This window comes from Pseudoalteromonas sp. BZK2 (genome assembly GCF_014349195.1).
Classification (GTDB): Bacteria; Pseudomonadota; Gammaproteobacteria; order Enterobacterales; family Alteromonadaceae; genus Pseudoalteromonas; species Pseudoalteromonas simplex.
This window is the reverse complement of sequence record NZ_JACSOG010000010.1, coordinates 1-13,266: the sequence shown is the minus strand read 5'-3', so window position 1 is coordinate 13,266 and position 13,266 is coordinate 1. Positions and strand designations below refer to the sequence as shown.

The following is a 13,266-nucleotide window of genomic DNA, read 5'->3' as shown; positions in this document are numbered from 1 at the left end:
GTAATACCTACATTACGTCATAAAATAAGCAATAGATCAATTGGTCCAACCAGTTTTTTTAACATTTTTTTATATTTATTTTTTCTTTGCATGCTAAGCACTTGAATACAATGGGTTTACACGTGTAAGCTCAAACGCTATTTTTTATCCCAAAATGGTTAACAACTAAAGGCTGACAATAAAAAGCCCAACTAAAAAGTTGGGCTTAGGTGTAAATGCTGAAGGAATGCTTTATAGCTCATCCTCGATAGGGAATAACGAAATAAACCACACTTGAAAACGTCGCCAAGAAGAAGTTTGTGGCTCTTCATCAAATTGCTCATTACTCACTGTGTCGAGCCAAACTAAATCACCACCCTTTAAATCAACTTTCCAAGCATACTCAGCCATATCAATATCAACCCACTTTGATAATGATCGGCTTAATTTAGAGCTGTTGATCAATACACCCATTTCAGTATTTAAATCAAGTGAGCGAGGGTCAAGGTTCATGGTACCGACAAATATCTTTTCATCATCAAAGGTCATGGTTTTTGCGTGTAAGCTTGCTTGTGATGATCCAGTAACTTTACGCCCAGCTTTGCGCTTAACGGCCATCAAGTCACTTGGCTTTAATTCCCAAAGTTTTACCCCTCCAGAAATTAAATCTTTGCGGTACTTTTTATATCCTGCATGCACAGCTGAGACATCAGTGGCAGCTAGTGAATTTGTTAGCACAGTAACGTTAACGCCCTTCCGCACCCAGTTTGTTAGCAACTTAACGCCTTGCTCTTTGGGAATAAAGTAAGGCGAAATGATAATAACTCTTTGCTGTGGTTGCCCAAGTCTTTTAAGTAAACGTGGCGACATATTTGACGACTTTTCACGTACATCATTTAAAACCTTATCAGGATGGTCAAAAAACAGCTCTGAGGTTTGCCAGTCAAATGTAATTTCGTCATCAAGCAAGCGTTTAACAAACTCGCTTTCATGCAGCTGCTGAACATAATTGCTCTGTCGGTTTTGTTCAACATAGCTCGACAATGTTTTAGTGATATCTATAAGTGATTGTTCATCACGTTTACCGTGTAAATCTTCAACTGGATAAGACAATTGATGATTCCAATATAAATCAAATGCTTTTGATGCATTTGGAACAATTTCACCAACACTCATTACATCTAAATCAATAAACTCAGAATGATCTTCAGCCGAAAAGTACGCATTACCAATGTTTCGCCCACCAGTAATAAAAATACGATTATCGACTATAAAGCTCTTATTATGCATGCGCCTAGAAAGCTGTCTAAAGTTGGTAATAAAGCCGAGTGCCCTAAAACGACGGTTAGGGAATGGATTAAATAATCGAACTTCAATATTAGGGTGAACAGCCAGAGCCGCTAAATCCAGCTCACTGTCGGCTTGCGATAAGTCATCGAGCAACAAGCGAATTCTTACCCCCCTATCTGCGGCTTTTAATAAAAAGGCCGTAAATAAAATGGTGGTTTGCTGCCTGTGGTATAAATAGTACTGCACATCAATGGTGTGCTCTGCAGAATCAATGAGCGCCAACCTAGCTACAAAGGCATCGACCCCATCTGCTAAAGGATAAAACCCTGATAACCCAGGATGATTATTACCCACTGCATCTCCTATGGTACTGGGTGTATCTGCTGCAATGGCATAGCTTGGTTGAATGGACTCTCGTGAAGGTAATTGCGCGCAGCCCGCGGTGATTAAAATGAGTACTGCACAAAAAAGTGATTTTGAAGAGTCTATTATCATGGCTTCCTACCAATGACCGTGTGATACACGTATCTGCTTTGTTATAACCCTAATAAATGAAGGGGTTAAAAGCAAATAAAAACTCGTAAGTATGGGGATTAATTAGAACAATTAAACGAAGGAAAAATTGTTAAGCACGCATGCTTAAGAGCAAGTAATTACGCTACTTGCTCAGTGATATCTGCAATTTCGATCAGTTTGCGATTAAGAATTTTTTTACAACAACCGCAACACTTGCCGCACTGGCTACCCACTTGCAGCTCTTTTGATAAATCGCGCATTGTCATAGCGCCATCATCAATTGTTTGTTCGATTTTTTTATCAGTCACACCATGACATAAACAGATATACATGAATGCAAACCACTCTCATTTCTCTTGATGGTCAGCATATTAATCTAAACGGTAATAGTTCGCAATAGTGTTATAGGCAATATTTGCATAACTTTTATACTGAAATTTCATAAATGGCACACAGCTAAAAATTTTCCCTTATGATTTGGGCAGTTAGTTAAAGGCGGCTAAAGAAAAAATTTTTAACTTTTTTGAGGGGGTTTGGTTTGGAGTTGAAAGAAGGGCTTACACACAAATACAACCCTTACCTTCTAAATTGATATAAAAGTAACTTTAATGAATCCACATATTATTGACTGCGGGAACATCTTAAGTACTACCCCAAAATAATGTGGTACTATATCCAGAACCATGAAATCCCACACGTTTGCCTGACGCATAAGCAAATAAAGCGAGTGATAACATTTCATCTTTTGCCGTTGCTGTAGGTGGAATGTATACCCCAGCTGAATCGTCTATTTTAATTCTCATGTAACCAAATACGGTCAATTTTTAGATAACCAGATTGTACGCCCCTCATTTGAATTGAAACATTTCTACCTGAAGCTTGCGCCGCTAAAGCTGTTGAATAAAAGTAGGTTGCAAATTCAGGGTGTTGGCTGATATCTATTGCGGCTGCAGAATCATAACTAATATTAAAACCATATTGATTTGGTTGACTCCGTTCAACTGGGGTATCGAAGTACAGTAAGATTATATTTGAAGAGTTTACATATAAACTTTTAACCCTACCTACATATTTACAATACCCTACTCCTTTGTGTTCATGACAAGTAGGTGCAGCTGCATATAAATCAGAAGAAAAAAGATACAAAAACAAAGGGCAAACATTTAAAACTAACGCCGTTAATCTAAACCTCGCAAACATTCCCGTAAATATCCGCTTTCTACATAAGGTTAAATATCCTTGAGAAGGAGCGCTTGTACTACATAACAATAATGCAACAGCCAATTTTTTAAATTTCATAATAATCCTTATTTGTATTTTTAATGTATGCTTCCTGCTACCTTAGATATTCTAACAAAATAGATTAAACAAACATGCTTACTTGAACCACTCCACTTTTTATCATCTGATGTTAACCCATCAATTTTAATAGGAGTGCGAGCTTGATAAGCAGCGAGCAATGAAGCTAATGTAGCTTCATAACCATTACTTTCTTTACTCAAGAAATACCCACCTTTACATATAGCGCCATTGACTGGTAAAGACACATACACATCGCCATTACCATAATTTGCATAAGTGACTAGCCTACTTATAACTCCAACATCTGATGGCTCATATGAATTAGCCAATAACATTGGGGGTAATATTAAACACACTAAAAAACAAATTTAATTTTCATATTATATAACCCCCCCTTAATCGGTACGGTCATCGCCCGGCACATTTGAGAAGTAAAAATAGGGTCACGTTATTGCAATACCCTTTACCTTTATTTAGATAAGGCAAAAAAACTGACCATCTTCATTTATTATCGACAATTACAATACTCTCTATTTTCAAATACACTAATATAGGGCCTTTCCTTCCCGCATTCTCGTATTGAAAATCAATTCGTTGCTCTTTATTAATTAACCTCAATGCTTGCTCACAGTCAACATTCCACAACTTCGAAGTAAATTTAACTGGAGCATCAAACTTGGAACTTACAACTTGGAGATTCAAAACGTTACTTGACCTCCAAATATCACCACATGATATTGTGGTGACAACTCCACTGGCATAAGAGTAATTTCTACTTTCTCCACAAGAGATAAGAAAACAGTTTATGAAAAAAAATGTAACTAATCTAATCAATTGCCTAACGCCTCTTTATAAGCAGAGTTCACACTATAAGTTGATAGATATGAATTTGTAACACTTGAAGCCTTAATTGTTTGGTTGACACTAATAGCTCTGAACATATTAGATGTAGCTCCTGCCCCAGTTAAAGCCCCTGGAATATTTACTCCTATGGCAGCAGCTTGCCTTGATGTTTCCGCATTAACCCCAACCCCCATGAGGGCATTTTCAGCTCCTCGTTGGACAGGATCAAGCCCTGTTGTTTGTTCCAAAATATCACTAGCGCCTACTAATCCTGCGGAAGCAGCTAAAACACATCCCGCGCCTGCAGTAAATGCGCAAGCACCCACTCCAGCAACAGCAACAGCGTTAGCGGCTGTTCTTGCAGGGTCTTTTGCCAAAGAGTTCATTGTCTTTCCAGCAGAAGTACCAACATCATTCGCTATACCTTCTATTGAACTACCCAATTGTTCAGAACCATCTAAAATACTTTTAAACCATTTTATTAAAGGAGCGTCAGGGGACTGAAATTTTAATTTTGGATTTCCCTCAGCATTATACCACCATTGCATTGCTGAGGTGACAGCACCATTGGCAAACTTTCCACCAGTAAGTTTAGACACTGTGCCACCCACAACCCCTGCAATTGCTGTTCTTCTCACTGCATCAGCATATGTGCCTGTTTTAGGGTTCATAAATCCCTTCATACTGGCTGTGACTAAGGAGCTTACAAACCCATGCCCAAACTTCCCTCCTTGAAGAACAGCTGATACTCCACCTACCATTGCATGCGATGCAACATTTTGAACAGCAGTCCATCCCCCAGCAGCAAAATCAAAATTAGCTCCTATATATTGGGATATACCTATAGTTGCGAGAGAAATAACATAAGATTTTAAAGCTGCTCCAAAACTGCCTGTCACAGCGTAAGTTTTTAGTCCTTGATATAATGGTAAAGCCCATGGCGCATAAATGCCTATCACAATGCTAACTGCCGCATCTAATATTGGGATACTTGCAATGGCTTTTAAAATTGACGTAAGCCCGGTTATTTTCATCAATTTTTTCAAAAAATAACCGCTTGGGTCATTATAAGTCAACGGGTTGTTTAAAACATAACTATAACGGTTATGGCTTTGCGTTAACTTAGGGAATTGAATAAATGGATCAGCTTGCAAGAAACGGCCTATATTAGCGTCGTAAATTCGGCCATTCATATGGATTACATTAAGTTCATCCATTTGTTCGTGGCCCGTAAAGCTCCGCATTTGCGATAAAAGCATACTACTGGCGGTAAGATCTTGGCTTGTGTAAACCTGTTGCTGTTTACCCCACGGATCATAAATATACTGACCTATCCCCTTACCATTTTCATCGGTAATAAGCACCGTTGAGCCTAGCATGTCAGTATGCGCTACCTGTACTTTTTGAGCTTGCCCTTCAATTTGACTTAGTACAACGCCCGCTATGTACCAACGATGCTCTACTTGGTCCGGTAATAAACTTCCTTGTGCATCACGTCCACCTGAGCGGCGGGTAAGTTCATACACTTTGCCAACATAATAGGTTTGTTTTGTTTGTTGCGCACCATTTACACTACGTAAATCTTTTCGGTAATAACGGCTTCCTTGTTCATCATATTTAAACTCAGTATACGTATCTGCATTTTTAGTAATCTTATACGGCTTATCAAACTGGGTATAATAAATCCGTCGCTGGCCATCATTGTATATGTTGCCATGGTTATCATATTGCATGGCATAGTTACGTTTGCCGCTGCCACCTGTAATGCTGGTTAGCTCATAAGGGTTAGCAGTATTGCTATAGTGATAAGTGCCAACATTACTGTTTGTTTTGATATTACCATAAGCGTCATATGTATAAGTTTGGTTTTGTAAACGTACACTGGTGTTATAACGTGTTACTGTATTTGTAACTGTTCTACCAGTTAACCTTTGTAAGCCATTGTCTTCATAACTAAACTCTTCAGCAAATTGAATTGAGTCATTGGCATAACCTGGTTCATAATAGTAACTATTACGCTCTGTAGTAGTTCCTCTTATATCGTGCTCATAACTCACGCTATATAAGGTTTGTTGGCTATTTTGAACGCTTATTCCAGTTATAAAACCAGCATTAACATCAAACGTTTGCCCTCGTTTTACATTCCCTGCCAATGTTTGTTCTGTGATCTGCCCTTGCGCGTTCACTTCATCGATTCGGCTTAACAGCATGCCCGTTAAGCTATTATAGGTACTAAATGGCTGACCGTTTTTATAGTGGGTATTTACGATCATACCATTCGGTAAACCAATAGAACTCGGTTGACCATAGCTATTATAGCTAGTAACCGTGGAAAATGTGCCACCTGCATTTACTATGGTTTGTTGTTTTGGCCTAGCAAATTCATCAAAGCTAAATGTTTTACTGATGGTCGGTGCATGCTGAGCTTTTAAGTCATCACAACTTTTGCCCGCATTGGCGTTAATAACACGATACTGATAACTATTAGTCAGTTTACCTATGTTTTTATCGCTTTTACTGGTGCCATATACGTGACAATTTACTAATGTCCCATTATTTGCTTTATCTAGCTGCTGCGAACGAATTAACCTTCCTAGTACATCATACAGATTATATGTTGTTTCACCCCGAGCGTTTATCTCACGCGTAATTTCATTAAAACCGTTATAGTAAGTTTTCCATGTACCTTTAGTTGGATCGGAAACTTTTATTTTTCTACCATAACGGTCATAAAATGTTTGTGTTGTGGTTTCTACAAATGACTGGGTGTCAGTGTCAAAAACCTTATTGGTTGTTTTAACTACATCGCCAAATGCATTATATGAGAAAATAACCCGGCTAGATTCATCACTTTGAGATTTATACGGATCTGTTGCGTATAGAGTGCGCCCCAGCCAGTCCGACTTTTCATCACGATAAAAGGTGCTTCTATAAACATTATTATAGGTGCCGCCGTAATCGGTTGTTGTTGTTACTCTCCCTTTATATGACACAGCTGTGACCTTACCGTAAGGAAGTTCCGTTCTTTTAAGCCTATTGTAGGTGTCATATTCAAAACTAGTGTATTTGACTGACTCACCCACTTTATATGGCAACGATTTTTTTATTGGGTTATTTTGCTTATCATAAATAATATCTTCATAAACGGTGCTCCCATCTACTAGAACACGAGTGTTCCTGACATTTCGGCCAAATTTATCATACACAGAATATGATGTCGGCATACCTGACTGCGATATGGAGGTATAATAATAACCATTTATATCAGCACATAAAGAACTAGAGCTGCATAACTTTGTTGAAATGTTTTTTTCATTACTATCGGCATAAATTGTTTGGTAAGCCTCACCCCAAGTATTAATTCGTGTTGTGGTTGCTATACCATTTGGCCCTGTTTGGGTGGTACTGTATATAACCCCACGCGGAGACTGCTGGCCGTTATATAAATAACTTTCTGTATGACCCAGAGCATTTGTTTTAGATACAACAAACTCACCCGTCGTGTCATAGTTTGTTGTTGTTGAGCGAGTTTCTCCTCCAGAAGTTATACTCACAGTTGAAGTATTACCAAATCCGTCATACTCGTAGGCTTTAGTATATTGATTACTAATATCACAGTGATTTGATGAGGATCTAGAGGTATAACTTACAACAGAATCACAATTACCCGCTACGGTTTCTGTATGTAACATTAAGTTATCATAATAAGTAAACTCAGTTTGTCGCTGTAACGTTGATGCCTCTTGCCCCTCCGTTGTTGCAAACTGTCTTTGTTCAACTGTACTTGATTTTAATCTACCGAAACGTAAATAATCTGCTTGTGAGAAGTATGTATTCACATTTGTTGTTTGATGTACTAAACCTCCACTTTCACCACTAGGTGTAGAGTAAGTTTTTAGTTCTGTGCGTGTTAGGTTACCCCATTTAAAGGTGTAACCATTATCATATTGATTAGTCGTTACTTTTCGGCCTGTAAAACGCCTTGCACCATCAGTCCCGATTTGCCAGCCTTGTTCAGAATTTGACTCTAAATATACATGAGTATTACCTTGTGCCGTTATTTGCGTCTTCCATGTGCTCACAGCCTCGGTTATAAGTTCGTCTCCTGCATATGCTTTTGTCCAAGCTGGTCTTCCAGTTAATGGCCATGCCTGGTGATATTGGGTCGTTGTTGTGATATTTGTCTGTAAGTCTTTCGATGTTACTTGATAAAATCCTTGAGGTCCCCGTCCCTTCTTATGGATTTTCATACCCGCATATTTATATTCAACAGCCACTTTTTCTATTGACGACGGTGTTACATTACTATCCGATTCAACTTTATTAACCAACCACATGCCTGTTTTTGGTGAATAAAAATCAGCATTAACTTTACCTAAGGTGTTAAACGCGGGTAGGTGCTCATATACGGTATTATCATCTATTGGCTTGTATGATATTTGCGTTTTTACGCCAAAGCCATTCTCAATAGTATGCATCTTATTAACAGCAATACTGCTATCGTACTGACTATTTTCATAGACAGTCCAAACAGCATTAACATCAAGCTTTGAGCTACTTTTAAGTATATCGACTAAGCCATCACCATTAATATCAGCCACTTTTACAGTGTGTGATGTGCCAGCTTGACCATCACGTTCGAGGGATATTGGAGCATAAGACAGTGCAGTTGCAGAGGAGCGACTTCCCAGCCAATATTTTAACTGCGAACCTGACGCATATACAGGTTCTACCCATATTTCATTATCTAGGCAACGCCACTGTCCTCCTGACTGTACTGTTTGTTCTGAAACTTGATTTATTGAATAAGGTTCAAGCCCACCATTAGTTTTTCTTTTACAGTAACCAGCGCTTACCAAGACTTGTTTTTTATCGAGTGCAACAATATCAGTAATATTATCTCGATTTATGTCTGCAAAGTGAACATTACCTTTGAAATTAGCTTCAGTAAGGCTTGAAGGTATAGTTGGGAAATCCACTTCACTTAAAAGTGGTGTTGTAGGGTCGCCAGTTGATAAACGATACTTCCATTTGTTTGACTTAATATAAGCGAGATCAGTTAAACCATCAGCATTTAAATCCACAAATCTAAGGTTGTTAGTCTCATTCATATCAAGGTTAACTTTTTGATAGTCATTAGAGGCTTTACTTAGAAGTAGTTTATATTCATGGGTGTCTCCAGCGCCATTACAATAAGGGTGTATATTTGAAGTACTTCTGGCTATATTTGATAATTTTAAAATGAAATCAGAAATTCCATCACCATTAATATCCGCACTTTTAGTATAACTAGTTTGTAAGCGCTTTGTGTTTATAGGACAAGCCGGATTGTTCTCAGGGAAATCACTAGTTACGAAAGTATAAAGTGAACTTGCATCAGTATTAAAAGCTCGTCCTATAGTATTATCTGATTCAATATTAGCTTTAAATTTTACAGATTTACCCTGCAAAATTATCCAATCTTGTAATCCATCACCATTAACATCAACCATCGGAGTATCGACAGTAGTATAACTAATTCCAAGATCTAAACCATTACTGAATGAAAGCGATTCTGTATATTGAAATGGGGTACATGGTTCTCTTTGCCGTTGGTATTGGGGCTCTTGTTGTTGGTATAAATCTTCACAATCAAGGTCTTCGCGTCTAACCTGGGCTGGTTGATACGCCTTAGCGTACCACTTGTTATTTGCAGCATATAGAATATCTGTATAACCATCACCGTTAAAGTCTGTCAACTTAAAAGCAGATGCTTTAGTTAATGAAGTAGTAATTACATCAGTGTCACCATCTGTAATTTTAACTGTTAGGGTTGTGCCAAGTTTATTTGTATAAACTAAATCAGATTTACCGTCACCATTAAAATCTGCAAATAAAGTTGTAGTTCTCAACTGACTATTGAGGTTATCTGTAATATCAAAAGAAGCTGATGTATTGTTTTTATGGTACGAAAACTTAGTTGAAGGCTTACAAGACTTATCACCTGAGTTTGAAGTACATTCCTGAATGCTATCAATATAGTCTTTATCTGAATTGTCACTATTAATTGAATAATAACGTAAGCTTTCTCCTCCACGCGTTACTTCAATACCTTCAATGCGTTTAGTGCTCGCAACAAGCCCACCATATTGAAACCCATACTGCTTTGTGTTGCTTTGTATATAGTTAAGTTTTACATTTACTTGCCCATAATTAATTTCACTTAATGTGTTTTCACCTGTGGTTTTATTAGTATCGTAGCTATAAGTAATTTTATTATTATAAACATCAGAAACTTGCTTTAACATCCAAGTATGTGCACTTTGACGCTTATTAGGTGCAGGAGTAATAAAAGCATCGCTATCAGAGGCCAAATTTGTATCACCATAGTACTTAATATCACCATCTTTTGTATAAACTTTAAATCCTTTTGGACCTCTTGTTGATGGATCTTGTCCGATAGCTTCTATAACACTGAAGTCAGCTAACTCAGTAGAATACTTACTTCCGTTAGCACCATAAATGCCTGAACGAAGCAACAACCTTTGTCCATCAATACAAAAACCATCTGTAGAATCAAACCTTACTGCTTTTTGCACAGAGTCTGTCGCAAGATTTTTATTACAACGAACAATTGCTGAAGTAGCTGATACATTCCATCCAAAGCCCGCATTACCAGGTCCCGCTGCTGAACTATAATTGATACTTACACTTGGCTTGATTCCGCCAGGACCTTTAGGTAAATAAATTGGAATTTGATAAGTAGCTTGGCCAGTTTCATCAACATTAAACTGGCCTGAAGTTAATGCGATAGTTGTTGCAGGCTCATCTAATTGTGCTGAAGTATAAATAAAGCCGCCAGAACTTCGTCCCAGAAAAACTCCAGAATTAGATTTAATATCAAGATAACCGTCTCCATTAATATCAACCAAGAAATAATCATCATTTAAATTAGAATCACTTGGGATATTAATAGAGTAAGTTTTAAGGTTACTACGGCTAACTGATATAACTCTAGAAGGATAGTTACTATTGCTATCGGTGAATAAAGTTAAGTCTTCAATCCCATCACCATTTATATCTTGCCATCTTAATCTATCCTCTAAACTAGGAGATAAAGTCAGGGTATCTCTTATCGTTAACCAATGGTCTTCTGTAATATTTATTGAACGCCACCTCCCATCTACGTACTCTAACTTTAAAAGCCCGTTAGAAGGATATATATGCAATGGAATAGTGACATCACTTGCTATTATTATTGTTTGTTTTTCAGCTTGAATATATATATTACCATAGTTATCTTCATATACATTTGGCTTACCACTTACAGCAATGCATAAAGAAGAGAAAACCAATAGGATTGACAATAAAATAAATTTGCATCCTTTCATACTGTATCACCACTTATTAAAATCATTATTTAAATTAGTCTTGCATTGAAAAATTAAGTATTTTAAGGTTAAAACGTTATCCGCGTTATTATCCTAAAAAGATTGGTACCAGCTCCCCAAACATCACTCTTATCCGACTCTGTTTAAGCTATCGACACTGTTTTATCAGCCACTTTTGCAGCTAAACAAAGTACTATGCATTCGGTTTCTTGATTCACTTGTGTATTCTGCGGGGATTGAAAAATATTCTTTATTGCTGCATTCAGCAACTGACTTACCGTTATTATTTTTCAATTTCACCAATACTTGGTTTTGTTTATAAATTAATAACGACTCTATTTTCCCTCTGGAAACAGTCCAAGCTTTAGCTGGTAAAGAAAAAATAAATAATGAATATATAAAGGCAAATGTCGCTACTTTAATCATTTACTATCACCCAGTTAAACCCTTCGGCCCAACCCCATGACTTAACCTGAGAGCATGAAGATAGTTTGGGGTTAAATGTTATGTTTACTTCTTTTTGCTGTGCTTGAGCAGCTAAAAGCTGGCTAAAAATTGCCTTACAAGATTCAACCTCAACATTATTTTGTTTTATATTTACACTACAAAGGTAGGTACTAGGTAAACCACCTGGCCCTGCTATTAATACTGTGCCAGATCTGCCTATAGCTAACTGCTTAATTTTGCCAGTACAAAATGAGTCTGCGGATGCACTGAACGATAAAAAAACGAGTGCAAATAATGTTATTTTCTTTAGTAATTTCATACTCTTTCCCCTGATATTTCCTTTAATGAAAACTCTACTTCTTTAACTATTAAAAAGTTAGCTAACCCTTTTTTAGTTTTAATAGCCACAAGCTCCTCTTTGATATCGCAATCAGACAGATTAAATAAGTCGTTATTTAGTGACTTTACCGTCCCTATAAGTTTAACTTTCACTAAATCACCAGGTAACGCGATAAAATCTATACGTTCTATTTGTAATTTATTAATTGGATTATCTATAAATGAATGAGTGTTGTACTCAGTTATTAGAGTGTTAAGTTCTGACTGCAGAGCGGAGAGCTCATTCATATTTTTAATATCGTTGGCAATACCGACATCTATTGCAGCACCAACTGCAACACCTGTAGATCCCATTACTGACATGAGTGCAAAGCCTGCAGAGCCATTGCCAATATACTTAATATCATTCGGTAAATTAATATCAACTTTTTGAGTAGGTGTATTTGAACAACCAACTAACACTAGGAAAACAAAGAAACAAGCGATTTTTGCCAACATATTATTAAAAGCCATTAATTACCTAACTCTAAAATGGTAAAAGCCATAATCTTTATATAAATTTTTCCAATCACCCTTATTACAAGATTTATTATCAATATCATCATTATTAAACCATAATGTAACTTCACTTCCGGTAGCGTGTGCTGTTAATAGAGAGCTATACAATGCTTCGCAAAATTCAGGGTCATTTTCACCATTTTTAGGTGTTAGGTCGCATAAGTAACCATTGGAAGCTACAAAGCCACTTCCACTCAAAGGAATGATTGTTGAGTGGACTTTTCCGCCACGATCTATCTGTACATCTTTTATTTTCCCATAACAGTAATGGTTAGCATTAACGCTAATAGGGCTTAGTAAACACAACAACAATAATGATTTAAGAGTTAGTACTGATTTCATTTTAAGATCATTTATTAGACAAAGTTAATTAAAAAAGAATGATGCATTCGTAAATCAATATCTGCTTTTTGAAGCTCAAGGTAAGAGTAAAAAGAAGCAAAAAAAGTTTGATAGGTAGGTATCTTCCCATGACAAAAACTTCATTCCGTTAAGCGTATGTTCACATAAACGAGACTTGATTTCATTACGAAAAAAGTACCATTTACATATAAATAGATAAATTCAAGTTAAATTAAAGACGGTTTTACATTATTTTATTTTAGTAATAACTATATATAAC

Annotated in this window: 9 protein-coding genes; all 9 read right to left on the bottom strand. The window is 36.9% G+C overall.

The window, feature by feature from the left end; translation table 11 throughout:
- Positions 1-231: 231 nt before the first annotated feature.
- The gene (locus BIZ38_RS07525; RefSeq protein ID WP_187490004.1) at positions 232-1,764 is read right to left on the bottom strand and encodes a phospholipase D family protein; all 1,533 of its coding nucleotides are present in this window, start codon (positions 1,762-1,764) and stop codon (positions 232-234) included.
- A 158-nt stretch (positions 1,765-1,922) separates the two neighbouring features.
- Positions 1,923-2,117, bottom strand: a complete 195-nt coding sequence (locus tag BIZ38_RS07520) for a (2Fe-2S)-binding protein (protein WP_054554573.1) — start codon at positions 2,115-2,117, stop codon at positions 1,923-1,925.
- Between the two features lie 460 nt (positions 2,118-2,577).
- Positions 2,578-3,084 carry a hypothetical protein gene (locus tag BIZ38_RS07515; protein WP_262387574.1) on the bottom strand — a complete coding sequence of 169 codons (507 nt, stop codon included), beginning with the start codon at positions 3,082-3,084 and terminating at the stop codon, positions 2,578-2,580.
- Between the two features lie 20 nt (positions 3,085-3,104).
- Positions 3,105-3,332, bottom strand: coding sequence for a hypothetical protein (locus BIZ38_RS07510; RefSeq protein WP_187490003.1), 228 nt, complete (start codon positions 3,330-3,332; stop codon positions 3,105-3,107).
- Between the two features lie 585 nt (positions 3,333-3,917).
- Positions 3,918-11,300, bottom strand: coding sequence for an FG-GAP-like repeat-containing protein (locus BIZ38_RS07505; RefSeq protein WP_187490002.1), 7,383 nt, complete (start codon positions 11,298-11,300; stop codon positions 3,918-3,920).
- A gap of 165 nt (positions 11,301-11,465) precedes the next feature.
- Positions 11,466-11,726: a hypothetical protein gene (locus BIZ38_RS07500; RefSeq protein ID WP_187490001.1), complete on the bottom strand. Its 261-nt coding sequence runs from the start codon at positions 11,724-11,726 to the stop codon at positions 11,466-11,468.
- A complete protein-coding gene (locus tag BIZ38_RS07495; protein WP_187490000.1) occupies positions 11,719-12,066 on the bottom strand; it encodes a hypothetical protein in 348 nt (115 codons plus the stop codon). Before BIZ38_RS07495 ends, BIZ38_RS07500 begins: the two co-directional genes overlap by 8 nt.
- Complete coding sequence (locus tag BIZ38_RS07490; protein ID WP_187489999.1) at positions 12,063-12,599, bottom strand: hypothetical protein; 537 nt, start codon at positions 12,597-12,599, stop codon at positions 12,063-12,065. Before BIZ38_RS07490 ends, BIZ38_RS07495 begins: the two co-directional genes overlap by 4 nt.
- A 3-nt stretch (positions 12,600-12,602) precedes the next feature.
- Positions 12,603-12,986: a hypothetical protein gene (locus BIZ38_RS07485; RefSeq protein WP_187489998.1), complete on the bottom strand. Its 384-nt coding sequence runs from the start codon at positions 12,984-12,986 to the stop codon at positions 12,603-12,605.
- Between the last annotated feature and the right edge of the window lie 280 nt (positions 12,987-13,266).